Raw genomic sequence first — 24,689 nt, 5'->3', positions numbered from 1 at the left:
TGGCGTTGGTGACGGCGTTGGGGCCGTTGTGTTTTTGGTGGGTGGGCCGCCTGCGAGGTGATGGTGAAGTGCCGGTGGTGACATCGGAAGGTGATGCGGAGTCGGCGGGTGTGGAGGGCCGGGTGGGTGAGCGCAGCCCGGCGTGAGTTTTCGCGGGCTTTGCCCGGTGTTTTTGGGTGTGTTGGCGGGTGGCGGTGTTGTTCCGCTGTCCGTCGTTTCTGTTTCCGGGGGCTCTGCCATGGGCCACGCCGGCGCGTGGTGTCCATGAATTGCCGGACGGGCTTGGAGTTTCCGCACGTTGACGATCGTGTGCGGAAACTCCAAGCCCGTCCGGCGTCCGAGGCCAGGTCGGATTCCGTTCCAGTGGGTGCCCCTCAGTGCCCCGTAGGCGTCGCGCCTGCGAGCCGGAGCGCGTAATCCGCCCACCAATGCCCTGCCGGCGGAGCCCCCCTGCACGCGCCGTCCGACTCCCCGGGCCGTTTGATCCACAGGAAGGCGTCGATGAGGGGGCTGCCGGTCGCCGTCGTGGGAGGAGTGCCCAGTGCGCGACCGGGAGGGTTGCACCACGGCTCGTCCCCGGAGGCGCCCGCCGCGCGTCCGACGACGCTTCGGACCCAGCCGTCGGCCATCCCGTCCCCGTCGTCGTCCTCCGCCTCGGCACCGTTCCTGACCGCCCCGGCCGGAGGCGGGGGCGGCACGTTGGGCGGGGGTACGGGCGCGGGCGTCGGCGGCGTGGGGTCAGGGGCGTGCTCCTTGTACGCGGGCAGGGGGCCGTTGCCGTTGCGGCTGGTGTCCACGACGTAGTGAGCGCCGTCGAGCAGCGCGGACAGCCGGTCGCCGTAGGCACGAGTGACCGGTGTGGTGTGGAAGTTGGAGACGTTCAGCGCGAAGCCGTCGGCGCGGGCGACCCCGGCCCGCTTGAGCGCGTCGGCCAGGTGCTTCTCGTCCGCGATCCAGCCGGGGTTGCCGGCGTCGAGGTAGACCGAGGTGCCGGGCTGGGCCTTGAAGATCTGCACGGCCTCGGCCAGCAGCGTCAGCCGCTCTGCGGCGGCCGGCCCCGGTACGCAGCCGGAGGCCCATTGGGCGAGGGCGTCGGGTTCGAGGACGACCCACGCCTGCCGGGTGCCGATCCCCTCCGCCGCCCGGGCCGCCCACGCCCGGTAGTGGGCCGCGTCGGCGGCGCCGCCGGAGGAGTACTGGCCGCAGTCCCGGTGCGGGATGTTGTACGCGACCAGCACCGGGATGCGACCCGCGCGTTCCGCCTGCCGGGTGACCTGCTCGGCCTGGGACTTGGGGTCCTGGTCGGTCAGCCATACGGCCGTCGGCCGTTCCGCGATGCGCTCCAGGAGCGCGGCGTCCTCGTCCCGGCCTCGCTCCCGCCACACCCGGACCTGTTGGGCGGCCGGCCCCGAGGGCTCCACCCAGAACGGCGACGTGGCCTTGCCGCCTTCGTCGCCGACGCCGTCGGCGAGGGCCCACCCGCCCGTCGGGAACAGCCACACCATGCCCGTGCACACCAGCAGGGCGGCCCCGCACCGCACCAGGCCGTGCGGGGTCCGGGTGGCCGGACGCCGTGGCCGGACGTCGCGTCTTCGGGCGGCCCTGTTCCGGTGGGCGCCGTGGCCGGCGCCCGCTCGGTGCTGTGGACCGCTGCTCTGCCGCTGCCCGTCGAGGAAGCGGGCGGTGTGTCTCCCGGGTCGGTTACCCACGCGTCCCCCTGGCTGAGTTCCAGGCCGATATGTCTCTTCTGTCCCGTCCAGGCTGACATGTGTCGCACCGTCAGACCTCGTCGGACTGCGCCGAACGGGACGCGTGGGTTCGCGCCGTACAGTCACCGCTCCGCCCGCACCACCTCCTCGGCACTCTCGGAACCCCGGTCGTTCTGGAGTTCCCAGAGCTCGCGGAAGAGCCCGGGGCAGCGTGTGAGCTCGCCGAACGTGCCCTCCTGGATGATCCGTCCGTGGTCGAGGACGACGATGCGGTCGGCGACGGCCACATTCGCCAGCCGGTGCGTGACCAGGACGACGGCCCGGTCCTCGGCGACCTTCCGCAGCCCGGTGAAGATGCGGTGTTCCGCCCGCGCGTCGAGGGCGCTGGTGGGCTCGTCCATGACGAGCAGTCCGGCCCGCCGGTAGAAGGCGCGGGCGATGGCGATGCGCTGCCACTGCCCGCCGGACAGGTCCACCCCGCCGTACCACTCCCGGGCCAGGAGGGTGTCGAGGCCACTGCGCAGCCCGTCGACGACCTCGTCCGCCCCCGCGTGTCCGGCGGCCCGGAGCACGGCCTCGTCGTCGCCGTACGGCTGACCCAGCGTGATGTTCTCCCGTGCGGACATGGGCCAGTGCGCGAAGTCCTGCGGGACGACGGCGGTCTGCCGCCACATCGCCTGCGGATCGAGCTCCGAGGTCTCCCTGTCGTCCCACGTCACACTGCCGTCGGTGGGGAGGTAAAGCCCCGTCAGGAGCTTGCTGAGCGTGGTCTTCCCGGAGCCGTTCTCGCCCACCAGGGCCAGGACCTCGCCGCGGCGCACCTCCAGGCAGACCTTCTCCAGCGCGGGCCGGTCCGAGCCCGGATAGCGGTACGTGAGCGCCTCGGCCCTGACGCACAGCGGTGCCTCCGGGACCAGGGAGCCGCGCCGCATCCGGTGCCCGCCCGCCTCCTCGATGAACTCCGCCCAGTCGTCCAGATACAGCCCGGTCCGGAAGAGCCGGGTGCCGTAGCCGACCATGCCCCGCAGCGACGAGCCGACCGTACGCAGGGCGAAGACCGCCGTGCCTGCCGAGGCGACGGACATGTGCCCGGATCCCAGCAGCAGGGCCAGCGCGGCCCACACCATCCCGGAAGCGATCCCTCCGGCGATGGCGCCCAACAGGGCGTACCGCGCGCCCTGGTGCACCGCATGGTCGGTCGCGCTGTCGATGCGGTTGCCGATGGCCCGGTAGCGGTCGAGGAGGAAGGGGGCCATGGTGCAGGAGCGGAGCTGGTCGGCGTGGTCCCGGTCGGTGACGTTCCAGCGCATCAGGCCCAGGACCCGGCGGTCGCCGCTCAGGGCGCGGGAGGTCAGGTAGTGGACGCGCGCCCCCTTCACGCTGGCGATCCCCTGCGGGAGCGTGGCCAGGACGAGCAGCGGCAGCAGCACCGGATGCAGCAGCGTCACCACACCGGCGGCGGCGACCAGCGACGCGAGGCAGGCGATGAGGTCCTGCGACTCGGTGAGCAGGTCCTGCGCGACCTCCGCGCCCCGGTCCGCCGCCTCGCGCCGGTCGTTGAACCCGGGGCTGTCGTACGCCACGAGCTCCGCGTTGATCGCCGCGTCGAGCATCTGCATCTCCGCCTCGCGGGCGATGCGCGGGGAGAGACGGCTGGAGATGTTGCTGACGGCGATGCCGAGGAGCGCGCGCAGCCCCGCCGCGCTCGCGAGCGCGACGAGGGACGGCAGCGCGTCCATCAGCCGTCCGGTGATATGGCCCGAGGCGATGAGCGCGGTGATCGTCTTCGTGGTGGCCAGCAGCCCGAAGGCCTCCGACACCCCGGACATGACCTGGCAGGCCAGCAGCGCGATCACGGCACGCCGGTCCACCCGCCAGGCCAGGGACAGGGCCTTGCGCACCAGCTGGGGCAGGCGCCTGCGCATCGCCTGGGCGGTGAGGGGGCGCCTCTCCAGGACGGCCAGGGTGCGGGAGCGGAACCTTAATTGTTCGTTGGGTCTTTCGGTGGTCTCGGTGGTCATGGGTCTCCCAGAGCGTTCGAGTCGTGGCGGTGATCCACCGCACGATGCCGTACGTCCTGGGTTAATTACTGACAAATGACTGAGAATCCACTCGAAGGTGGAGGGTCATTCCGAGAGGAACGCGACCGAGAAGCCGTCGAGCTCGGGTCCGGACAGCTCGCTCACCTCGTTCTGCTGCCGACCCATGCTGCTGGCCCACAAGTTGATCGAGCCGAACGCCCCGGGAGCCGATCCGTTGAGCCTGGCCTTGGTGAAGTCGATCCGGCTGAACTTCGGGAACATCCGGTGGTTGGACTCCACGATCACCTCCGCGCTGCTGTTGGCCGCGCTCCAGCCGTCGAGCTTCTTCTCCCTCTTCCACCCCTGGGTCTCGTCGGTCAGGGACAGCTCATAGGTGGTTCCGGAGATGTGGCGCGCCACCGCGTGGATGACGTCACCCGGCCGCACCCGGTCGTGGAAGTACACCGGGGGCTCGGGATAGAACTCGTACCAGTTGTCGAAGGTCGGGGCGCCGGTCTCGCAGGTCTCCTGGATGCCGATCTGCTCGACCGTGTCATTGCTCCAGCCGTCCAGGCCGACCCACTCCGCGACGGAGTCCCCCTCCGACGAGCAGGAGATGTTCGGCACGGTCCAGGTGGCCGAGGACGTCGTGAATGCCTGCCCGCCCGCGACATAACCGCTCCAGTTGTAACCGTTCTGTGCGCGCCGTTTTCCCGCCCGCCCGCGGACGTGGCCGTGATACGGATCGAACCGGGCGGACGCGCCGGGCGCGGGGGAGGCCGCCGCGACGTCCTCGGTGGCGGGCGGCGATGGGGATGTCGGCGCGGTGACGGCGAGCCCGCAGGCCAGCGCGACCGCGACGAGCACGGTCCACAGAGCCGCTCCGCGCAGGATCGGGCGTCTGCGCCGCCGCTCGGTCGACTCGGTCACCGGCCTCTCCTGTCGTCCGCGTCGTCAACGGGTGGCCAGGGAAGGTCGCCCGGCAGGACGGTGACCCCGACTGCTTACAGTGTGAAGTATCTCCGATACGCACAGTGATGAACATCCCTCATGCGGGGGACGCGGCGGCGTTGCGCGGCAGCGGCCCGGGAGCTTTCCCCTCCACGTCACTACACGTGTGGGTGGTCGTCCTTCGGAGATCGCGCCTCTCCCGCGCCCGGCCCCTCAGGCTTGGACAGCCGACGCGGAAGAGGCGCCCGGTGGCGGGAACCCCGGACGCGTCGCGCCACGTCCCCGATTACGCCGGGCGTTCCGTCGCGTCCGGCGTGGAAGGAAGCAACATGAGCAGCCCGCATCTCCTCCTCGCCGGAGAACGGCTCGCCCTCGTCATCCCCCGTCAGGAGACGCTGACCGAATACCACATCTGGGAGAACGACCCGGCGACCATCCTCGGCCGCGGCAACCGCTTCCCGCAGTCGTGGGAGGTGCGCGCGGAAGCCTGGGAGCGTCAGCTCGACGACCAGGACCACGCCACGTTCGAGGTCGTCCGCCTGAAGGACAAACAGCCCGTCGGGGTGACCGCGTTGCGCATCGAACCACGGCTGCGGGCGGCCGAGTTCACGATCGTCCTCGCCCCCGCCCAGCGCGGCAAACGCTATGCCGAGGAGGCCACCCGGCTGACCCTGGACTGGGGTTTCCACCTGGGCGCGCTGAGCACGGCGTGGCTGAGGGTCCTGGAGCCGAACCGGGCGGGGATCGCGGCCTTCGCGAAGGCAGGCTTCCGCTTCGCCGGACGCCTGCGGAGGACCGGGCACTGGCTCGGCCAGAGCGTCGACGTCCTGCTGATGGACGCCCTGCCTGAGGACTTCCCGGGCCCGTCCGCGATGTGCGTCGCCCTCGGCAGCTGACGCCTGGGTGGCCGCGCTCAAGGGCGCCGGGCGGGGCCGGGTCTTCCGGCGCGTCCGGCGCTCTTGTCGGCAGGGTGCCGACAAATGTCCGAGCCCGCGCGGTGGCCGACACCCGGCCCTCAATTTGATGCGCCCCTGACAATTCACGGCTTCCGTGGGACCCTCCCTCACGCACCTCGTATCCGCACCGCTCGTCTGCCCGGACCGCACCCACGCGGTCCGGCCCCCCACCGCCCGCGCGATCCCTCGCGCGGCCAGGGCAGAAGGAGTACGCGTGAGACGTCCCCGCCGTACCGCCGCCGGAATCCTGCTGGCCGCCGGCGCCCTGCTCACCGCAGGGCTCTCGACCACCACGGCCCACGCCGCACCGGCCACCGACCACACCGCCGCGACCACCGCCACCGCGCAGCAGAAGGCCCGCGCCTTCTGGACCCCGGAGAGGATGCGCAACGCCACCCCGCTCGACCTGCCGGGTATCACCCCCGGTTCCCTCGTGCGGCCGAAGTCCCACGGCGGACCCGCCGCCGTCGCACCGACCGCACCCACTGCCCCCGCCGCCGACGTCAAGGACTTCCCGCAGGCGGGCGGGGCGTGGACCGGCAGCGGCGCCGTCCTGAAGACCACCGGCCGGGTGTTCTTCACCTTCCAGGGCCGTACCGCCTCCTGCTCCGGTGACGCCGTCACCAGCCAGAACGGCAGCACCGTCCTCACCGCCGGACACTGCGTCAAGTACCAGGGCGCCTGGCACACCAACTGGGTGTTCGCCCCCGGCTACCACGACGGGCAGTCGCCCTACGGGACGTGGACCGCGTCCAAGACGATGTCCACACCCCAATGGGTCGCCAGCGAGGACATGAACTACGACGTCGGCGCCGCCGTCGTCGCCCCGCTGAACGGCCAGACCCTCACCCGGACCGTCGGCGCCCAGGGCCTCCAGTTCAACGGCGCCTACAACCAGTCCCTGTACGCCTTCGGCTTCCCCGCGGCCTCCCCGTACGACGGGACCAAGCTCATCTTCTGCAGCGGGACGTCGTCCAAGGACTTCCTCCTCACCCACGACCACGGGCTGTCCTGCAACATGACCGGTGGCTCCAGCGGCGGACCGTGGTTCGCGAGCTTCGACGAGGCCACCGGCTCCGGGCTCCAGGCCTCGGTGAACAGCTTCGGCTACGTATTCCTGCCGAACACGATGTTCGGCCCCTACTTCGGCGACGACATCAAGACCCTCTACGAACAGGCGCAGACGACCTGACCGTCGCGGAGAGCGGCAGGGCGGACAGGTCGCGGGCGGCCGTGTCGTGCCGGTGCCCGGCGCGTTGGGCCGGGCATGCGACTCGCTTCCCTGGCCTCGAGGTCCCTGACCGTCCTGACCGCTCTCACCGCCCTGGCCCTCCTCGCGGGCGGGCAGCAATCACCCGTCACGGCCGCGGCCACGAGCACGGTGGCGCGCCCGCGGCCGGAGGCCCGTACGGAACCCGGCCCGCCGGAGCGCCTCTTCGGTTCCACGAACCGGAGGATGCGCACCACGGACCGGGTGGTCGCCCTGACGTTCAACGCGGCCTGGGACGACGCGGGGGTGGACACGGTCCTCAAGGTGCTGCGCGAACGGCACGTGCCGGCCACGTTCTTCCTGACGGGGGAGTTCGCCGAGCGACAGCCCGCAGCAGCGCGGGCGATGGCGGCGGAGCACGGCATCGGCAGCCACTCCTACGACCACCCCTACTTCGACGACCTCACGCCCGCGCAGGTCGGCGACCAGGTGTTCCGGGCGGACCGAGCGATCCGGGAGGCGACCGGGAAGGCGCCCCTGCCGTTCTTCCGCTTCCCCTACAGCGCCACGACCCCGCAGGGCATCGCGGAGGTCAACGCGCTCGGCTTCGCCGACGTCGAATTCACCGTGGACACCTGGGGATACAAGGGCGACGCCGGCGGAATGACGGTCCAGCGCGCCGTCGACCGGGTCGTGGCACGCCTGGTTCCGGGGGAGATCGTGCAGATGCACGTCGGCGCCGACGTGGCCGAAGGGCAGCACTCGTCGCTGGACGCCGAGGCGCTGCCGCGGATCATCGACGCCGTCCGCGCCCACGGCTACCGGATCGCCGACCTCCGCACGTCTTTGCTGCCGCACGCCCGTTGAGACCCGCGCGCTACCGCCATCATGACGATCGCGGCAAGGCCGCCCAGCACCATGACCGTCGACGTGGAAGTGGAGTCCACCACCGCTCCGCCCGCCAGGGCGCCGACCGAGATGGTCGCCTGGAACGACGACGTGAAGAGTACGGACGCCGCCTCCGGCGCGTGGGGCGCCGACAGCAGGAACCAGGTCTGCGAGCAGACCGGGACCGCGCCGTACGCGAGACCCCAGACGGCCAACAGCACCATCGCGCCGGGCTTTTCCGTACCGAGGACGGGAAGCAGCAGGGTCGCGGCCGCGAGCAGTCCTGCGGCCGTGGTGAACGTGGCGGGCAGTGCGCGTCTCACCAGTGCGCCCGCGATGAAGTTGCCGACGATGCCCGCGGCGCCGAAGGTCAGCAGGCAAGAGGTGATGAGCCCCGGGCCGGCGTGTGTCACGTTCTCCAGGAAGGGGGTGACGTAGGTGTAAGTGCCGAAGTGGGCCAGCACGATGAGGAAGGTGACGGCCAGCCCGACCCGGACTTGGGTGGTACCGAGCATGGTGCGGAGCACGGTGAGCCGGGTGACGCTCTGCGGCGGCAATGGGGGTGCCGACACGACGAGCGCGATGAATACGAGCAGCGTCAGGATTCCCAGCGCGACGAATGCCGCCCGCCATCCCGCGAGATTCCCGACGAAGGTTCCGGCGGGCACGCCGAGCACGGAACCGAGCGGGACGGCCGAGAAGATGACCGCTGTCGCCCTGCCGGCCTGCTCCTCGAGCACCAGGCGAGGGGCGAGTCCCACGCCGATCGACCAGAAGGCTCCGATGACGAGTCCGACGAGGACTCTGGAGATCATCATGACCCAGTAGGCGGGCGCGACCACGGCCAGGAGATCCGCCAGCGCGAGCACCAGCATCAGGACGCAGAGCATGAAGCGCCGGTCGATCCGTCTGGTGGCGACGGTCACGGTCGGGGCGGCGACGGCGGCGAGAAGCCCGGGCACGGTCATCATCAGCCCGGCCGTGCCGTCCGAGATGTCGAAGGTGTCGCCGATCGGGGTCAACAGGCCGATCGGCAGGATCTCGGTGGTGACGATGCAGAAGATCCCCATCATCACGGAGATGACGGCGAGCCAGCCGATCACCGGTGAACGAGGGGGCGCGGCGCTGCCGTTCATGGCAGTGGCGGTGGTGACTGCGGACATGGTTCCCGTCCTGTCGTGGATGACCCTGGTGGCGGATCCTCCGAGTTCAGCAGCCGCCCCGGGGCGCGAGCTGGCGTGATTGCGACATCGACGTCGTACGACAGGACGGCGTGGCCTTCGACCTCGCACATGGCGTACGTTTCTGCATGATCAACATTTCAGGAGCAAGCAATGTCTCTCTTCATCCCCGACTTCGACGAGACCGTCGTCGTACGCGCTGCCGACGCCGAAATGATCGGCGCGGGCGGCCCGGTGACCAACCAGCTGCTCGTCGACAGCCCCGCTACGGGCGGCGCTCTCTCCAGCATGCGCGTCACCCTCGGCAAGGGCGCGAATGGAGCCCGTCCGCACCACCACGGCAAGTCCGCCGAGATGTTCTATGTCCTCGACGGCACCGCCCAGCTGCTGTCCGGCGATCAGGTGGTCACCGCGGAGCGCGGGGACGTGGTCGTCGTACCGCCGGGCACACAGCACGCCTTCGCCGCCGCGCCGGGCGAGATCGCGGACATGCTCGTCATCATCACGCCCGGGGTGGAGCGATTCGAGTACTTCCGCCACCTCGAGCGCATCCGCTACGGCAAGGTGCCGCCGGAGAGCCTTCTCGAAGTCCAGGAACTGTACGACTCCTACTTCGGGACCAGTGCGGCCTGGGACGCCGCACGCGGATAGCCATCGCGTTTCTCCGCGCGGCTGGACCAGCCATGTTCGAACCCCGGTCCACGGCTCGCCTGGAATCACTAGCGAGGCCGGAAGCGAATGGCGGCGATGGTCACGACGCTGTGGAAAAAACGGCCGCTCTACGCCGCAGTGTCGTACCGCGCCCGCACAGCCTCGACCCACCGCGTGCGCAACTCCTCGTACTCCGCCCGCTCTTCACTCGACAGGGCGCGCCCCCGGCGTGCGACGAGGAACGCGCGGATCTCGGCGTTCAGCGCGTCGGCGTCCCGGTGCGCGGGGCCGGGAGAAGGTGTGGTGGGCATGCGGACAAGCCTAGGGTGGGGCACTGACAATCGGGTGCCCCTATGGATTGACGGAACCCGTAGGGGCACCCTGCGCAGCCGCTATCGCATCGGCTTCGACGCGACGACCAGCGCGTAGCCGATGCCACGCGTCGCGGCGAACTGCTCCACGACGGACCGCGTCTGCCCGAGTGCCTCGCTCGCCGCGGCGGTCCGGGCGACCTCGGGGATCACGGCGTCGACGAGTCCGGCGCCGACGCATTCAAGGGTCTGGCGGACGCTGTGGTCGGAGACGTCGACGAGTTCGTCCAGGACGAGGCCGCTGTTGGTGATCAGGTTGGGGTAGTCGTCCAGCGGGGCGAGCGAGGCGATGCCGGTCATGCGGAGGTACCCCGCGAGGCCCGTCTCCTCGGCTTCCGTGAGGGCGGTCCGCTGTACCAGGTTCGCGATGGCGAGACGGCCGCCCGGCCGCAGGACCGTGGCGATCTGCTTCAGTACGTGCTGCGGATCGGGCATGTGCAGCAGTGATTCGAACAGCCAGGCCGCGTCGAAGGAGTCGGGAGCGAAGGCCAGGTCGGACGCGTCGCCGTGCTGGAACGTCACCTGCCCGTGCAGCCCGTCCGTCTCGGCGGCCAGGTTCGCCAGCCGGACCTGTTCGCGGCTGATGGTGACGCCGACGACCTCCGCGCCCGTGGTCCGGGCGAGCTGGAGGGCCGGACGGCCGGTGCCGCAGCCGACGTCGAGCACGCGCAGGCCCCGCCGCACCGCGAGCTTGCCGATCATGAGATCGGTCATCCGCCCGGACGCCTCGGCCATGGAGCCGGTGTCGGCGGGGTCCTCCCAGTACCCGTAGTGCAGGCTGCCGCCCATGAGGGCACTCAGTAACTCGGTTCCCTGGTCGTAGAGTTCCCCGACCACTTCGGGCGCGACGCCCTGGTCTTCGACCTGGTTCTCGACAGTCATGGTCCAAGCCTTCCGTGCGGTGGATCACTGGTGCGTCAGTGCACGATCACTGTGGGCACGGGGGCGCCGCAAGTGCTCATAGGGGCGCACGGGGAGCAAGGGGGCGCGCGGCCGGAGCGAGGACGTCGGGTGTGACGGGCCGGCGGTCCGGTCGGTCAGCCCGCCCGTACCCGGTCCAGGATCCTGATGCCCAGGTCGAGAGCCTCGGCCGGATCGTTCACCGACTGCTGGAGGTCGAAGAAGCAGCCGTCCGCCCCGGTGGCGCGGATCGCGGACAGGGCCGTCGCGATGCTCTCCGGCGTGGCCTCCGGCTCCGGGAAGTAACGGATCTCCTGGCGGAGCGCGGCCGGGTCGCGCCCTGCCTCGTCCGCGGCCCGCCGCGCGATGTCCCACAGCGCCGCGTGCCGGTCGGGCGGCAGGGTCACGCCGGCCCAGCCGTCGGCCCGGCGCCCGATCCGGCGCATCGCGGCGGGCGAGAAACCGCCCAGCAGCACCGGCGGGCGGGGCCGCTGCACCGGCCGCAGGTCGAAGTGGGCTCGGGGGATGCGCCAGTTGGGGCCCTCGTGCCCGAAGGGGTTCTCGGTCCAGATGCCGTGCAGGATGTCGAGGATCTCGTCGAGGTGCGCGCCCCGCTTGTCGAAGTCCGTGTTGACCGCCGTCGCCTCGTCGCGCATCCACCCCAGCCCCAGCCCCACGTCGACGCGACCCTCGCTGAGACGGTCGAGCGAGGTGAGGCTGCGGGCGAGCAACAGGGGCGGATACCAGGTCGCGTTGAGCGTGCTGGTGCCGAGCCGCGCCCGCGTCGTCGCGGTCGCGGCGATGGTCAGCACGGTCAGCGGGTCGAGGAAGGTGGTGTACGCGCGCGGGTAGGGGTTTTCCGGGGTGTAGCCCGTCACCGGGTATACATCGCTGGGCTCGACGGGCGTCAGCGACCGGTCGCTGACCCAGAACGAGTCGAAGCCGGCCGCTTCGGCGTCCCGCGCGAACGACGCGACGCGTCCGGCCTGCGCGTGGGTGCCGTACTGAGGAAGCGCTATGCCTATCTGCATAAAACCATCGTGCGCCCCGGGGTGGGTGCCCCGCCAAGAGCGCCTGAAGTGACGCATGTCACCCGGAGGGAGGTGGGGTCCGATGTGTGACAACCCGTCAGGACGGCTCTTCCGTGCCCTCGTTGACGATCGCAAACGCGCGGGGCCGTCACCCCGTCACCCCGTCGCCGGGTCGAGGCGATAGAGCCGCTGGGCGGTCCCGGCCGAGATCATCTCGGTGACGCGCCGGGCGTCACCGGCCGTCCAGGCGCCCTCGCGCACCCAGCCGTCGAGGAGGCGGGTCAGGGCGTGGGTGTAGAGACGGGTGGCGGTGACATAGAGCTCGGGGAGACCGTACGCGTCGGTGGAGAACATCAGCTTGCCGAACGGGGCGAGTTCGAGCGTCTCCGCCAGGACGGCCCCGGCGCGAGCCCCGACGTGGGTGAGGGTGAGACCGACGTCGGTGTAGACGTGGGGGAAGGCGTGGGCGAGGTACGCGGCGCCGCGGTGGTACGGATAGGTGTGCAGCAGCACCAGCGGGCAGCCGGTGGGGGCGACGGCGCGGACGAAGTCGGTGAGCAGCAGCGGGTCGCTGCGGTGCAGGCGCAGGTCGGGGTCGCCGAAGCCGGTGTGGAGCTGGAGCGGGAGCGCGGTGTCGGCGGCGGTCCACAGCAGGTGGCGCAGGAGCACGGGATCGTGCAGCCGGTCCCCGGGCTTCCGGGTGGCCAGCCAGCCGTCGGCGGCCCGGCGGACCTCTTCCGGGGCGGGCCGGGCGGGGTCGAAGTCCAGTCCGTGGCGGTAGGCGACGACCGATTTGAACCCGACGGCCGTACGGGCGGCCTCCCGTACCGCGCCGGGCAGTTCGCGCAGGAAGGCCCGGCAGGTGCCCGCGGTGTCGGCGGTGCGCTCGGCGAGGGTCTCCAGGCGGGCGATCTCGTGGGCCCGTCCTCCCGCCGCGGCCGCCGTCTCCTCCGGGGTGGTCAGGCCGTCGGACAGGCCGGTGTCCACGAGGAAGTCGGTGATGCCGGTCGCGCCCAGCAGCAGCCGGAGGGTTTCGGCGGTGCCGAGTTCGGCGCGGCGGGCGAGGTAGTCGGCGGGCGGGCAGTGCGCGGGCAGGCCGAGCAGCGGCGGGCACCAGCGGCGCAGCGCGAAGCCGAGCTGGGTGTCGAAGAAGGTGGTGCCGGGCGCCGCGGGGGAGTCGGACTCCGTGAGGTACGCCGTGAACTGCCGGGTGGTGAGCGGGGACCGGGCCACTCCGTGGCAGTGCTGGTCCACCAGGGCGAACGGTGCGGTCGGCGGCTCCTCGCGCGTGGTCATCGGCATCTCCCCGGCGGTCGGCGGTCGGCGGTCGGCAGGCGGTCAGTAGCGGTTGTGGAGTGCGTCGGCGAGTGCTTGTGGGGACCGGTCGCGGGCCAGGTCCGTCTCGCCCTGCCGGACGGCGAGGAGTGAGGCGAAGAGGGGTTCGCCCAGCTCCGCGCGGAGGAGGGACGAGCGGGCGAAGTGTTCGAGCGCGGCGGGGAGTGAGTCGGGCAGCCGGGTGGCGTTGGTGTCCGCGGGGTTGCCGGTGACGGGGGCGGGGAGGGTGCGGCCGCGGTCGAGGCCCTGGAGCCCGGCGGCGATCACGGCGCCGGTGAGGAGGTAGGGGTTGGCGGCGGCGTCGAAGCATTTGAGCTCGGCGTTGGCGGCGTCCGGGCTCAGCGGTGGACCGGGGACGAAGCGGAGCGCCGCCTCACGGTTCTCCACTCCCCAGCACTGGTACGGGCCCGCCCACTGGTTGGGCCGCAGGCGCAGATAGCTGGCGGGCAGGGGCGCGCCGATGGCCAGCAGGGCGGGGAGTTCGTCGAGGGCCCCGGCGAGGAACGCCTCGCAGGTGCGGCTCATGCCGTGCGGGCCGTCGCCGCCGCGGCAGAGGTTCTTGCCGTCCCGCCACAGGCTGAAGTGCAGGTGGGCGCCGTTGCCGACGCTGCCCGCCGCGGTGACGGGTGCGAAGGAGGCGGTCAGGCCGTGGTGGAGCGAGACCGCGCGGACGGTCTCGCGGACCAGGACCGTGAGGTCCGCCGCGTGCACCGGCTCGGCGGGGGCGACGGAGACCTCGAACTGGCCGGTGGTGTACTCCGGATGGATCTGGAGCACGTCGACGTCCTGCGCGGCGAGGGCTTCGAGGACGTCGCGCAGATAGCCGGACATCCCGACCAGGCGCGTCATGCCGTACGCCGGGCCCTCGGCGGAGTCCGGCACCCGCGGCCCGGGCCCGTCGGCGGACCGGGTGGTGACGGTCCATTCGGTCTCGAAGCCCATGAGGAGCCGGATGTCCTGTGCGGCCGCGCGGGCGGTCATCCGGCGGGCGAACTGCCGCTGGCAGGCGGCGTAGGGAGTGCCGTCCTGCTCGTGGCGGTCGGCCGGGGCCCAGGCCCACCCCGGCTGCGCGGCCAGGACGGTGAGGCGGTCGAGGTCGGGGATCAGGCGGAGGTCGCCGACGGGGCCGCCGATGTGGGTGCTGGTGACGCTGGAGTCGTCGGAGAGGAAGACGTCGAAGACGGGGGACATGCCCACGCCCCATTGGGCGGCGTGGGCGAGGTGGGTGGTGGGCACGGCCTTGACGCGGGTCATGCCCGCGTTGTCGACCCAGGTCAGGGCGACGCCGTGGATGTCCTTCGCGGTCAGGCGGGCGGCGTGCTGCCGGGCCTGCGATCCCGCGCGTTCGCGTTCGGTGCTGTCCATGAGCTGGCTCCTCGTGGCCCGGCGGCTCCGGACGACGCCACCCCCGGCCGGAGCCGCCGGGCCCTCCGGGGGTGGGACGTCGCCTTGTGGTCGCTATTAGATCTCACGCCCGCCGCCGTCGGCGGGCGTGGACGCCGGGCGGGTCAGGCGGCGGGTCCGGGCAGGGGGTGGTGAGCGGGGGTGGAGCACTCGGGGCACCAGTAGCCGTCGCCGTGGACGTAGGCCCAGCCGAGTTCCTTGATGTGGGGGGTGGCGGTATGGGCGTGGTGGAGGAGGTATCCCCACAGGTCGTCGTCGCGCGACGGGCCGGGGTCGGAGATGACGAGATCGAAGGTGGTGCGGGCGTCACAGCCGCGGTGGTCGCACGCCAGATAGAACCGGACGGGTCCGGGGGTCTTGCCTGCGGTCGTCAAACTCATGCGTTCCACTGTCGGGGAGCCGTCCGCGGGCGAGGGGGGTGATCGCGGGATGTCTCCCCCGCATCGGTGACGCTACGTGTAAGTGTGAGCGGTGCGGGGTAACGATGCGTGTTGGCCCGCTGGGCCCTGTGGGGCTCAATTTTGACATTTCGTCACAAATGCAGGGCCTCTGCTCCGGACTCCACGGTCCACCACGTCCGCCTGCCCGGCCAGGAGTTGTCGGCCGGGCAGACGGTCACGCCCCGACCCCCGTGCGGGGCGCGACAGAGATGCGGTCGGGTCGGGATGCGTACCGGACAACCCCGAGGCTAGCCACGGCTGTTGAAATCCCCATGACAGGCGATGGCTGTGCCGGCGGCGCGGCCGGGAAGCCCGGCCGGAGCTTCCGGTCACCCCCGGCGCCGGCCGCTCGCGGCGCGCAGCCGGAGCGCGCCGCCGTACTCCCGGGCGAGCACGCCCAGCGCCCCCGGCAGGGACGGGCGCGCGCTGCGGTGGAGCACGCCGCAGCCGCTCGCCCGCGCCGCGTCCGCCGTGAGCGACTCCAGTGCCGTCATGGCCCGTACGAGCGGACGCGCGTCCGCGACGGCCAGGGACGCAAGGCTCCGGCTCTCCGCCAGGGACCGGCGGGCCCGCGTCAGCTGCTCGTCCAGCATGGCGCGCGTGCCGGGTGTGCCTTGGCCCGCCTCCAGCCCCACGCGTGTCACCCCGTGCTGCCGCAGGGTCTGCTGAGGGATCGTCAGGCGTCCGTCGCGCAGGTCCTCGGCGAGGTCGTTGACGAAGTCGAGCCGCTGGCTGCCGTCGATGTAGAGGCGGCAGGCCGCGCGGTAGGCCGCGGTGTCCGCGCCGTCGGGGGCGAGGAGGCCCGCGATGAGCATGAACGCGGGCAGCGAGTAGGAGTCGACGTATTCCTGGTAGTCGGCTTCGGTGGCGAAGCCCGTGTAGTGCAGGTCCGCCGGCGCGGCCGCGAGGAAGTCCTCGATGTGGCCGTGCAGGGCGGGGTGGGCGGTCATGGTGTGCAGCACGGGCCGGAGCACCGGATGGTGGCTGTGTCCGGCGGCCAGTGCCGACCGTACGTCCTCTTCCCACCGCTTCCACGCCTCGTCCCGCCCGGCCACCGGGCCGGTGTCCAGGAGGGTGTCGGTGTGGTGCATGAACGCCGTGAGGGCGATGACCGGCGCGACCAGGCGCGCGGGCAGCAGCAGTCGTACGGCCAGGTAGGCGTGGGGCCGGTAGCGGGCGACCGTGCCGCGCCGGTGGGTGAAGTCCGCGCGCAGCCGCTCGTCGTGTACGTCCGCGGCGTCCAGGACGGTCGCCCAAGTGTGCACCGGTAGTCCTCTTTCTCGCGTGCCGGGGAGCGTCGAGCCTACCCGTGCCCGCACCCCGGCCCGGGGCGGCTACTGGCGGACGGTCCAGTGGTCGTTCGCGCCCGCCGGCAGGAAGCGCAGGGCGGGGCAGAGGAAGTCGCGGCCCTGCGGTGCGGTGTCGGTCCACGGTGAGTCCGCGGGGCGGGCGGGCCGCCAGGCGCCGCCGCCGCGCAGCTGGACGGCGCTGCTGTCGAAGACGGTGGAGCGGGCCTCGGTGCAGTAGTAGCCCGTGCCGGTCGAGGGGTTGGTGCTCGCGTAGATCTCGAACATGTCCCAGCCGTGGTCGAGCCCGCTCTGGTCGCGGCCGGACTGCCGGTAGAGCAGGTCCCAGCCGGAGGTGCGGTAGTTGTAGAGGTACGCGGACCACTGGTTGGCCGACGGGCTGTCCTGGACCATCTGCACGGTGTACGCGGGGCGCCCGGTCGCCGTGGTGGTGTACGTCGCGAGGAAGGCGGCGTCGATGGTGAGCGTCTTGGCGGGGCCGCCGGGGCTGGAGCACCAGTCCCAGGCCCAGATCTCGTCGCCGGTGTTCCAGTAGGCGGTGACCATCTCCATGCAGGAGTTCTGCGCCTTGGTCGTGGGCGCGTAGGTGAAGTTCTCGGCGTCCGACACGTGATAGGCGGGGTCGACGCTGTGGGTGGCCATGATGCCGTCGTGGGTGCCCGGCTGCGGGAAGACGCCCCACCAGTTGTGGGTGAGGTCGGCGTCCTTCGCCTGCCGGCCCGTTATTCGGGACTGCCGTGCGGCCTGTTGGCGGCGGCCCTCGGCGAAGGCGCGCACGGCCCGGTCCCGGCCCGGTGCGGGGGAGTCGGCGGGGCGGTGCGCGAGAGTGACGGTCCCGCGGTGCGGCGCGTCGGGCGACGGTGTGCGGGTCGCCGCGCGGGAGGCGGCCGGGGCGGCGGGGTCGGCGGTGGCGGAGACGGTGGTGCCCAGTGCGGCGCACGCGGTGAGCAGGGCCGCGGCCAGAGCGGTGCGGTATCTCTTCATGGGGCTCCTCCGGAACCGGGCGAAGCGGGTACGGCGGGGGGTGGGAGCGCGAGGCCGGGTCCCGGTGGTGGACCGGTCCGGACCAATCGGTGAGAATGTCCATGACAACCCCTGAAGTGTCAAGAGCCTCCGCCGCCCCGCGCACCCCGGGGCGCGGAGCAGGCCCGCCCGACGGCATGGCCGGAATGCGCCCGGCGAGGCGGTGCCCGCCGCGGCCGTCCTCCGCCGCCCCGCACGTCGCCCCGCGCGCCTCCCGCGCGCCCGAAAGGCGACGTCACACCCCCGGCGGCGCCCTCCCGTTCACCCGGAAGGGGTCCCGGGCACCCGCGCGCCACCTGCGGTTGCCGCCCTATCCTGGATGACTGTCGAGTCCTTCCCGTGGCACCAACCTCTGGGGGTCACCGATGACAGCAGAGACGGACCTCACGACGGCGAGTCCGGACTGGGGCAAGGCCGATTTCGGCGACATCTACGACTGCCCCGACCCCAGCACCTACTTCACCACCCTGCGCCCCCTCGGCTATCAGATCCCCCACCACGGCCAGGCCGTATTCCGGACACTGGCGGAGACGCTGCGCACCGCCCGCTGTGACCACGAACCACCCGCCGTGGTGGACGTGTGCTGCTCGTACGGCATCAACGCCGCCCTGCTCAACCACCAGGTCACCCTCGACGACCTCTACGCCCGCTACACCGAGCGCCCCGCCGAGGCCCCCGTCCCGCACCTCGTGGCCGAGGACCGGGCCTTCTTCGCCACCCGGCGCCGCCCCGAGCCCGTGACCGTGACCGGCATCGACGCGGCGCCCCGGGCCGTCGCGTACGCCCGGGCCACCGGCCTCCTCGACCACGCCTTCGCCGAGAACCTCGAGACCACCGACCCCAGCCCCGCCCTGCGCGAGGCCCTGACGGGTACCGATCTCGTCACCGTCACCGGTGGCATCGGCTATGTCTTCACCCGGACCTTCGCCAGGCTCCTCGCCTGCATGTCCCGCCCCCCGTGGGTCGCCGCCTTCGTGCTGCGCACGGTGCCGTACGAGCCGATCGCCGAACTGCTCGCCCGGTCGGGCCTGGTCACGGAGAAGCTGCCCGCGCGCACGTTCCGGCAGCGCCGCTTCGCCGACCCCGCCGAGCGGCACGCCGCGTTCGACGCCCTGGCCGCGCACGGCCTCGGCACGGCGGACAAGGAGGCCGACGGCTATTACCACGCCGACCTCTACGTCTCCCGGCCTCCCGCCGACATCGCCGCGCTGCCCCTCACCGACCTGCTGTGACGCTCTCCTCGGCACCGGCCTCCACCAGCGGCTCCTTCCGGACGAAGGCCCGCCGCCTGGCGTGGTACGGCGCGCCGCGGTCGTAGAAGACGGCGCGCATCCGGGCGAGTTCCTCCTCCCGGTGGGCGGCCAGCGGCCGTTGGGCCTCGTCCCGCTCCCGCACGCTGTCCTTCGCCGCGATCCGGGGCCGGACGCCGGGTGAGGAGGCCAGGTCGACGGCCAGGTCGGTGACCCGCGCGCCGAACTCGGCGGGCGCGGCGTCGACCAGCCGGTCCACCAGCCCGAGGCGCTGCCCGGCGGCCGCGCTGACCGGTGCGGCGTCCTCCATCAGCCGCTCGGTCATCTCGGCGCCGACGCGGCGGGGCAGGGAGTACGTCCAGTACTCGGAGCCGTAGAGCCCCATCAGCCGGTAGTGCGGGTTGAGCACGACGCCGGTCCTGCACCACACCTCGTCGGCGGCGAGCGCCAGCATCGCCCCGCCCGCGGAGGCGTTGCCGCCCAGCGCCGAGACCACCAGCCGGTCGGTGGTCGTCAGAACGGCCTGGACCAGGTCGTCGAGCGCGTTGACGTTCGCCCAGGACTCCGCGGCCGGGTCGGCGGCGGCCTCGATCACATTGAGGTGGATCCCGTGCGAGAAGAAGCCCCGGCCCCCGCACAGGACCAGCACGGACATCGGCCGGGAGCGGGCGTAGCGGTAGGCGGCGAGCAGCCGCCGGCAGTGGGTCGTGCTCATCGCGCCACCGGGGAAGGAGAACCACAGGAAACCCGCCCGCCCCTCCTCGCTGTAACGGATGTCGGTCCAGGTGCTCCGGTGCCCGCCCACGTCGAGCGGGACCTTCGCCTCCGGCAGGCGCGGCAGCAGATCGCCCAGCGCCAGCGTGGCGGGCAGCTTGACCGCCGCCGGTTCCCCCGGTCCGCCGCGCCGGCGCAGCTGCGGGATCCACACCGCGCCGTCGGCGGTCGCCCGGCAGACGGCGCCCGCCCGGGTGGCCAGCAGCTCGCCCGCAGTGCCCGTCAGCCGGTCCTCGAAGTGGCCGCCGTGCAGATACCAGTCGCGGCCGAGCAGGGTGTCCAGCACACCGGGCCGGGAGTCCGCGGCGCGCAGCTTGCGCAGGACGGTCTCGGTGGAGTCCGCCTCCCAGTCGATGCGGCGCAGCTCCTGACGGAAGTACGGGCGGGCGCGCACCGGCACGTCCTCCGCCCCGTCGATCCCGCTCTGCCGGACGGGGAGATAGGTGCCCGAGGTGAAGCGCCGCACCGCCAGCAGCACCGCGGTGAGCGCCGCGTCGGCGATCTCGTTGCGGTACAGATCGCTCTTGGCCACCGCCGGTACGGCACACGGGACCGAGGCCCACACGTCCCCGGCGTCCAGCTCGGCATCGGCCTGGAAGACCGTGACGCCCCACTTGCGTACGCCCTCGTGCACCGCCCAGTCCAGCGCGGACGGCCCCCGGTCGCCCACCGGGCCCGGGCGGACGACCAGGCAGGGGTACGCGGACCACACCTCGCGCGGGATGACCGCCGTGAGCATCGGCGCGAGGATCAGGTCGGGGGAGTGGCGGTCCACGATCGCTGTGGGATCGCCCCGCCGCGGCACCCGCTCCACCGCCACCGTGTGCCCGTGGTCGCCCAGCTCGGCATAGACGCGCTGGGTGAGGCTGTTGAACGCGTCGGCGAGCAGCAGGATGTTCATGGGCGACCTCCGGGCAGATCTCGCGTCGGGCCGAAATTCGAGGCGTGCGGCCCGGGAGCGGGCTGGCGACGGGCCGGAGCGGGGACGAAGCCGTGTGGCGGCTGGGCCTGTCGAGGCGGATGGGGACGGCAGGATGAGAGTTTGATGCGTACGCGTCCCGCCGCGCCCGAGGCGCGTCCGGGATGTCACCCGGACGACGGCGCACCGGGGCGGATGCCACCCGGAAAAACATTCGAGCGCCGGGTGCCGACTGTCGTACGGTGCTCGCATGCACATGGGAATCCTGTACCTCTGACGCGCTCCTCGGGAGCCGCTCGCCCGCGGTGAGAACCTTCGACGTTCCACCGCCGCGCCGCCCCGCCGTCCGCGATGTCTTCGCACGGCCCGGGCCCGCGCTCCCGTATCGGTGACCTCCTTCGCAACCGCACCGAGAATCGAGCCGTCAGCATGACTGCCCTGCCTTCCCACGATCCTTTCGCCGGCTGGCTCCATGAGCACGCCATCCCCCTCACCGGCCTCGACCCCGACGCGCCGCTGGACGACCTGGAGCCGGTGCGCGAGGTGCTCGGCTCCGCCCGGGTCGTCGCCATCGGCGAGAACTCCCACTTCATCGAGGAGTTCGGGCTCGCCCGCCGGCGCCTCCTGCGCTTCCTCGCCGAGCGCTGCGGATTCACCGTCCTCGCCTTCGAGTACGGATTCAGCGAGGGCTTCGCGCTCGACGCCTGGGTCCAGGGCGCGGGCACGGACGACGGCCTCGCGCGGCACCTCGACGCGGCGCTCCCCATGGGGCTCGCCGAGCCGCTGCGCTGGCTGCGCCGGCACAACCGCACCGCACCCCGGCCCGTACGGTTCGCCGGTGTCGACATCCCCGAGGCGGGCGGCTCGCTGCTGCCCGCGCTGGAGCCGCTCACCGGCTATCTCCGGGACACCGACCCCGACCTCCTGCCGCTCGTCGAGGCCGCGACCGGGATCGCCGGGCGCTTCGCCGCGACCTCCGGCGCGCTGGCCGCGCCCGCCTGGGCCCGGCTGGACACCACCGAGCAGGACGCCCTGACCGCGGCCCTGATGCGCCTGCTCACCCGCTTCCGCTCCCTGCGGCCGCTCTACGTCGACCGGAGCGGGCAGTACGCCTACGACGTCGCCCTGTGGCGGGTGGAAGCGGCCTGTCACGCGGACTACACCTTCCGCGCCATGTCCGACCTCTTCGCCGGACGCGGCCTGCCCGGCGACACCTCGGCCCGCGATGTGTACATGGCCGGATCCGTCCTCTGGCACCTGGAGCACTCCGCGCCCGGCACCCGCATGGTCCTCGCCGCGCACAACGCCCACATCCAGAAGACGCCGGTCTCCTTCGACGGCCGCCTCACGGGTCTGCCCATGGGCCACCACCTCCAACGCGCCCTCGGCGACGACTACTTCGCCCTCGGCGTGACCAGCACCGCGGGCCACACCGCGGAGATGCACCTCGACGAGGCCGCCCGGTTCGGCTTCACCGTCGAGAACCTGCCCCTGGATCCCCCGGAGCCGGGCAGCGTCGAAGCCGCCTTCGACGCCGCCGGGACGGGGCTGAGCGTCGCCGGTCTCCGCCCGGTGCCCAGGCCCCCGTCAGGCGGCCCCGACCGGATCCGCCTGCAGGGGGCCTACCTCCACACCCCCGTGCTCGACGCCTTCGACGGGATGCTCCACGTCCCGTCGTCCACGGTGATCGAGGACGCGGACCTCTGACGCGGGCCCCGGGTCAGGGCGTCCGGTACCAGGGGCCGTCCGGGTCGTCGTAGGCGTCCGCGTACGAGGAGTTGGCCAGCGGAAGGCCCGCCAGGAACGCCTCGGGCAGGTCGAACGCCTCCACCAGCGCCGCCATGTGCGGCGCCAGGGAAGCGGTGAGGTTGTCCACGGCGTCCGGCAGCTCCCAGGCCTGATCCGCGGTCAGATGACCCTCCACCAGAAGCGCGCCCGTGTGCTGTCCGACCTGGCCGAGCAGGAAGAGCCGGCACAGGTCGGACAGCAGGGCGCGGGCCATGGGGTTCTCCACGCGCTCGACGGCCGCGAGGAACGCGTCGGCCGCTTGGAGCGCCGCGTGGACGCCGACCGCCTCCAGGGCCGGGTTGACCGCGGCGTTCCACCGGCTGAGCGAGTCCGGGTGCGAGCCACGGCGCAGCCGCGTACGGGCCCGCCGGTGCCAGGCGGTCTCCACCGCCGCAAGCAGGTCCCGCAGATGGGCCGGGTTCTCCAGCGAGGGCACCCCGGTCGCCCGGGGCCCGGCCGCCTGATGATCGAAGATCATTTCGGCGGCGGCCTTGACCCAGACGGCGAGGTTGTCCCCCTCGGCCGTGATCGCTCCCTCGACGTTCAGCGGGAAGTCAGCGATGCCGTTCACCGGGAACAGCCCCTGGGCACCGCAGCGTTCACGGCACTCGACGGTGATGTCCCGGGCCTGCCAGGTCACCCACGCCTTGGTGATCGCGACGAGCCGCTCGGCCCGCTCGCGCTCGGACTCCTCGTGCGTCACCCACCTGTGCACGGTCTCGCGGTGCAGGAACGTCATCGCGTAAGCCGTGGAGAGCCCCTTCAACAGCGGTGCGTGGTGGCTGCGGTGGGCGGCCAGGGGCACCCGCTCGCCGCCGCGGGGTCCCGATATGTACCGGTGGTGGGCGTATCGCACGGCCACCGCCAGCGCCGCCCGGGTGACGCCCACGGCGCCCGCCGACATGCACAGCTTGCCCTGTGTCACCCGGCCGATCGCGTGCAGGAAGCGCTTGCGCCTGCTTCCCGGCCTGCCGGTGAGAAGACCCTCGGGCGTCAGGCCCTCGTGTTCACCCGCGAGCAGGGCCTCCCACGGCAGCCGCACCCGGTCGAAGGAGGTCAGACAGTGGTCGACCGGGCTGCCCGTACGCTCCGGCAGCGCGCGGATGCGGATGCCCGGCAGGGCCCCGTTCTCATCGGTCAGCGGTGTGAGGAAGAGGAACACCCCGTGGTCGTGGCCGTCGACCACGAGCCGGGCCGCCACGACCGCGCTCTTCGGACCGCCCGCGACGCTGGTGTTCGGCATGAACTTCTGCGCACCGACGGCAGGCGTGTGCAGCACGAACCCGCCTCCGGCCCGGTCGAACGTGGCCGTCGTCCGCAGCGCGGCCGCGTCGTTGCCGTGCTCCAACTCCGTACACATGAAGGTTCCGATGCGCCGCAGCGCCGTGAAGTCACCCGTGTCGCACCGCCCCACGGCCCCGTGGTCGAGGAGACTGCCCAGGAAGAGGTTGTAATGAATGCCCGCCACGGTGGAGAGGGAACCGTCGGCGATCACCGTCCACTCGTGCATGCTCGCCAGCCCGTACGGATCGGCGGCCAGGGCGAAGGGGTCGTCCACCGTCGCGTTGAGCAGGGCCAGCCGCTCGTACGCCAGCCCCACGCGCTGCGCGGGTGACAGACCCGGACGATAGCGGAAGGCGTCGTCCGCGACGAGACGCCGCCAGGGCTCGTGCACCCCTGCGGCATCACCTTCGAAGAGAGCCTGGGAAAGGGCGCCCACCATGCTGAGCGGGCCGGTCGGGCATAAGTCGGTAGTGATCACATGGTCACCACTATCAGAACGAAGATCACCGCGTCTCCCGGCCCCCGCTCGTCGGCCCAAAACGGCCATGCGGCGGATGAGTTGAACGAGGGCCGGACCGGGGCAAGGGGTGTGAAAACGGCGGGTGCCGTGGTCTGGCGCGGGAGTCAGTTGGTGAATCGGTTGTCGGGGACGTCGCAGATCAGGTACGGGATGCGGGCCTCGCAGGCGTCGCAGGAGTGGGCGGTCCAGGAGTTGGTGGCGCCCTCGCCGTGCCACTTTCGCATGCGGGGGCTGGTCGCGGCGGAGCCGACATACACCATCTCGCTCATGTGCAGCTTGGCCGTTCCCCAATCAGGGTGCGCGTTGCCCAGTGCGAGCAGGAGTTTGATGGCGGAGCACTTCTTCCCCACGTCCGGTATTCCGGCGTCCAGACCCACCTTGGCGCCACGAACGGTCAGCCACCCCGTGCTGCCGTTGGGGACGGTCGGGTTCACCATCGTCCACTTCCCCCGATGGTAGGAGATGCCCTTCAGGTGCTCGCTCTGGATCCACGACTCCTGCGTCCACTCGGTATCGCTGTCCTTGTAGTTCCCGCTGGAGGCGACGAAGTAGTACCGAGTCTCTTTTATCTCCGCCTCGAGAACGCCCATCATGAAGCTCGCGTGAGGGTTGCCTGTCAGATCTTTGTCGGCCTTGAGGTTGTCCCCGATCGTGCGGAGGACATTGCGCAGATCGGCATTGTCGGTGACTTCTGGAATTCCGTGGAGCAACTTCCCGTTGTTCTCCTCGCGGTTCCTCCCGAAGTGGCATCGGGGGCAGGTTTGGGAGTTCTTTCC

21 protein-coding genes are annotated in these 24,689 nt (G+C 71.9%); 6 read left to right on the top strand and 15 right to left on the bottom strand.

The window, feature by feature from the left end; all coding sequences use genetic code 11:
• Positions 1-374: 374 nt before the first annotated feature.
• The 3 genes from ABD269_RS13865 to ABD269_RS13855 form a co-directional block, all read right to left on the bottom strand.
• A complete protein-coding gene (locus ABD269_RS13865; protein WP_344118153.1) occupies positions 375-1,709 on the bottom strand; it encodes a glycoside hydrolase family 6 protein in 1,335 nt (444 codons plus the stop codon).
• Positions 1,710-1,831: 122 nt separating this feature from the next.
• Complete coding sequence (locus ABD269_RS13860; RefSeq protein WP_344118152.1) at positions 1,832-3,730, bottom strand: ABC transporter ATP-binding protein; 1,899 nt, start codon at positions 3,728-3,730, stop codon at positions 1,832-1,834.
• Positions 3,731-3,835: 105 nt separating this feature from the next.
• Complete coding sequence (locus tag ABD269_RS13855; RefSeq protein WP_344118151.1) at positions 3,836-4,660, bottom strand: G1 family glutamic endopeptidase; 825 nt, start codon at positions 4,658-4,660, stop codon at positions 3,836-3,838.
• 350 nt (positions 4,661-5,010) lie between these two features.
• Here ABD269_RS13855 and ABD269_RS13850 point away from each other — a divergent pair, with 350 nt between their 5' ends.
• From ABD269_RS13850 to ABD269_RS13840, 3 genes are all read left to right on the top strand, one after another.
• The gene (locus tag ABD269_RS13850) at positions 5,011-5,577 is read left to right on the top strand and encodes a GNAT family N-acetyltransferase (protein WP_301890051.1); all 567 of its coding nucleotides are present in this window, start codon (positions 5,011-5,013) and stop codon (positions 5,575-5,577) included.
• A 274-nt stretch (positions 5,578-5,851) separates the two neighbouring features.
• Positions 5,852-6,829, top strand: a complete 978-nt coding sequence (locus ABD269_RS13845) for a trypsin-like serine peptidase (RefSeq protein WP_344118150.1) — start codon at positions 5,852-5,854, stop codon at positions 6,827-6,829.
• A gap of 75 nt (positions 6,830-6,904) precedes the next feature.
• Entirely contained in the window at positions 6,905-7,714 is an 810-nt protein-coding gene (locus ABD269_RS13840; protein ID WP_344118149.1) for a polysaccharide deacetylase family protein, read from the top strand.
• Here the strand turns inward: ABD269_RS13840 and ABD269_RS13835 are convergent.
• Complete coding sequence (locus ABD269_RS13835) at positions 7,666-8,898, bottom strand: MFS transporter (protein ID WP_344118148.1); 1,233 nt, start codon at positions 8,896-8,898, stop codon at positions 7,666-7,668. The genes ABD269_RS13840 and ABD269_RS13835 overlap by 49 nt on opposite strands.
• Positions 8,899-9,069: 171 nt before the next feature.
• Here ABD269_RS13835 and ABD269_RS13830 point away from each other — a divergent pair, with 171 nt between their 5' ends.
• Positions 9,070-9,567, top strand: coding sequence for a cupin domain-containing protein (locus ABD269_RS13830; protein WP_344118147.1), 498 nt, complete (start codon positions 9,070-9,072; stop codon positions 9,565-9,567).
• Between the two features lie 128 nt (positions 9,568-9,695).
• Here the strand turns inward: ABD269_RS13830 and ABD269_RS13825 are convergent, their stop codons facing one another.
• From ABD269_RS13825 to ABD269_RS13790, 8 genes are all read right to left on the bottom strand, one after another.
• Positions 9,696-9,878 (bottom strand): hypothetical protein, encoded by a 183-nt coding sequence (locus ABD269_RS13825; protein WP_344118146.1) that lies wholly within the window; start codon positions 9,876-9,878, stop codon positions 9,696-9,698.
• Positions 9,879-9,959: 81 nt separating this feature from the next.
• The gene (locus tag ABD269_RS13820; RefSeq protein WP_344118145.1) at positions 9,960-10,820 is read right to left on the bottom strand and encodes an SAM-dependent methyltransferase; all 861 of its coding nucleotides are present in this window, start codon (positions 10,818-10,820) and stop codon (positions 9,960-9,962) included.
• A 155-nt stretch (positions 10,821-10,975) separates the two neighbouring features.
• Positions 10,976-11,869 carry a TIGR03619 family F420-dependent LLM class oxidoreductase gene (locus ABD269_RS13815; RefSeq protein WP_344118144.1) on the bottom strand — a complete coding sequence of 298 codons (894 nt, stop codon included), beginning with the start codon at positions 11,867-11,869 and terminating at the stop codon, positions 10,976-10,978.
• A 156-nt stretch (positions 11,870-12,025) separates the two neighbouring features.
• Positions 12,026-13,165: an amidohydrolase family protein gene (locus tag ABD269_RS13810; protein WP_344118141.1), complete on the bottom strand. Its 1,140-nt coding sequence runs from the start codon at positions 13,163-13,165 to the stop codon at positions 12,026-12,028.
• Between the two features lie 42 nt (positions 13,166-13,207).
• On the bottom strand, positions 13,208-14,569 hold the full coding sequence (locus ABD269_RS13805) for a type I glutamate--ammonia ligase (protein ID WP_344118140.1): 1,362 nt from the start codon (positions 14,567-14,569) through the stop codon (positions 13,208-13,210).
• A gap of 143 nt (positions 14,570-14,712) precedes the next feature.
• The gene (locus tag ABD269_RS13800) at positions 14,713-14,988 is read right to left on the bottom strand and encodes a hypothetical protein (protein WP_116210014.1); all 276 of its coding nucleotides are present in this window, start codon (positions 14,986-14,988) and stop codon (positions 14,713-14,715) included.
• Positions 14,989-15,377: 389 nt separating this feature from the next.
• Positions 15,378-16,313 carry a phytoene/squalene synthase family protein gene (locus ABD269_RS13795; protein WP_344118139.1) on the bottom strand — a complete coding sequence of 312 codons (936 nt, stop codon included), beginning with the start codon at positions 16,311-16,313 and terminating at the stop codon, positions 15,378-15,380.
• Positions 16,314-16,382: 69 nt separating this feature from the next.
• The gene (locus ABD269_RS13790) at positions 16,383-17,339 is read right to left on the bottom strand and encodes a carbohydrate-binding protein (protein WP_344118138.1); all 957 of its coding nucleotides are present in this window, start codon (positions 17,337-17,339) and stop codon (positions 16,383-16,385) included.
• Positions 17,340-17,743: 404 nt separating this feature from the next.
• Here ABD269_RS13790 and ABD269_RS13785 point away from each other — a divergent pair, with 404 nt between their 5' ends.
• On the top strand, positions 17,744-18,610 hold the full coding sequence (locus tag ABD269_RS13785) for a hypothetical protein (RefSeq protein ID WP_344118137.1): 867 nt from the start codon (positions 17,744-17,746) through the stop codon (positions 18,608-18,610).
• Here the strand turns inward: ABD269_RS13785 and ABD269_RS13780 are convergent.
• A complete protein-coding gene (locus ABD269_RS13780; RefSeq protein ID WP_344118136.1) occupies positions 18,594-20,303 on the bottom strand; it encodes an enoyl-CoA hydratase-related protein in 1,710 nt (569 codons plus the stop codon). The two genes, ABD269_RS13785 and ABD269_RS13780, sit on opposite strands and share 17 nt — an antisense overlap.
• A gap of 447 nt (positions 20,304-20,750) precedes the next feature.
• Between ABD269_RS13780 and ABD269_RS13775 the strand changes: the two genes are divergently transcribed.
• Positions 20,751-22,028, top strand: coding sequence for an erythromycin esterase family protein (locus ABD269_RS13775; protein ID WP_344118135.1), 1,278 nt, complete (start codon positions 20,751-20,753; stop codon positions 22,026-22,028).
• Positions 22,029-22,041: 13 nt separating this feature from the next.
• Here ABD269_RS13775 and ABD269_RS13770 read toward each other — a convergent pair whose 3' ends face one another.
• Positions 22,042-23,871 (bottom strand): acyl-CoA dehydrogenase family protein, encoded by a 1,830-nt coding sequence (locus tag ABD269_RS13770; RefSeq protein ID WP_344118134.1) that lies wholly within the window; start codon positions 23,869-23,871, stop codon positions 22,042-22,044.
• A gap of 146 nt (positions 23,872-24,017) precedes the next feature.
• Positions 24,018-24,623 (bottom strand): hypothetical protein, encoded by a 606-nt coding sequence (locus ABD269_RS13765; RefSeq protein WP_344118133.1) that lies wholly within the window; start codon positions 24,621-24,623, stop codon positions 24,018-24,020.
• Positions 24,624-24,689 lie beyond the last annotated feature (66 nt).

The organism is Streptomyces blastmyceticus, from assembly GCF_039521185.1.
Taxonomy (GTDB): Bacteria; Actinomycetota; Actinomycetes; order Streptomycetales; family Streptomycetaceae; genus Streptomyces; species Streptomyces blastmyceticus.
This window is presented reverse-complemented; position numbering and strand designations above follow the sequence as displayed.

Bases quoted from the DNA above. Each gene is read 5' to 3' on its own strand.
- ABD269_RS13860 (WP_344118152.1), bottom strand. From the start codon at position 3,730: ATGACCACCGAGACCACCGAAAGACCCAACGAACAATTAAGGTTCCGC.
- ABD269_RS13850 (WP_301890051.1), top strand. From the start codon at position 5,011: ATGAGCAGCCCGCATCTCCTCCTCGCCGGAGAACGGCTCGCCCTCGTC.
- ABD269_RS13840 (WP_344118149.1), top strand. From the start codon at position 6,905: ATGCGACTCGCTTCCCTGGCCTCGAGGTCCCTGACCGTCCTGACCGCT.
- ABD269_RS13835 (WP_344118148.1), bottom strand. From the start codon at position 8,898: ATGTCCGCAGTCACCACCGCCACTGCCATGAACGGCAGCGCCGCGCCC.
- ABD269_RS13830 (WP_344118147.1), top strand. From the start codon at position 9,070: ATGTCTCTCTTCATCCCCGACTTCGACGAGACCGTCGTCGTACGCGCT.
- ABD269_RS13825 (WP_344118146.1), bottom strand. From the start codon at position 9,878: ATGCCCACCACACCTTCTCCCGGCCCCGCGCACCGGGACGCCGACGCG.
- ABD269_RS13820 (WP_344118145.1), bottom strand. From the start codon at position 10,820: ATGACTGTCGAGAACCAGGTCGAAGACCAGGGCGTCGCGCCCGAAGTG.
- ABD269_RS13815 (WP_344118144.1), bottom strand. From the start codon at position 11,869: ATGCAGATAGGCATAGCGCTTCCTCAGTACGGCACCCACGCGCAGGCC.
- ABD269_RS13810 (WP_344118141.1), bottom strand. From the start codon at position 13,165: ATGACCACGCGCGAGGAGCCGCCGACCGCACCGTTCGCCCTGGTGGAC.
- ABD269_RS13805 (WP_344118140.1), bottom strand. From the start codon at position 14,569: ATGGACAGCACCGAACGCGAACGCGCGGGATCGCAGGCCCGGCAGCAC.
- ABD269_RS13800 (WP_116210014.1), bottom strand. From the start codon at position 14,988: ATGAGTTTGACGACCGCAGGCAAGACCCCCGGACCCGTCCGGTTCTAT.
- ABD269_RS13790 (WP_344118138.1), bottom strand. From the start codon at position 17,339: ATGAAGAGATACCGCACCGCTCTGGCCGCGGCCCTGCTCACCGCGTGC.
- ABD269_RS13785 (WP_344118137.1), top strand. From the start codon at position 17,744: ATGACAGCAGAGACGGACCTCACGACGGCGAGTCCGGACTGGGGCAAG.
- ABD269_RS13780 (WP_344118136.1), bottom strand. From the start codon at position 20,303: ATGAACATCCTGCTGCTCGCCGACGCGTTCAACAGCCTCACCCAGCGC.
- ABD269_RS13775 (WP_344118135.1), top strand. From the start codon at position 20,751: ATGACTGCCCTGCCTTCCCACGATCCTTTCGCCGGCTGGCTCCATGAG.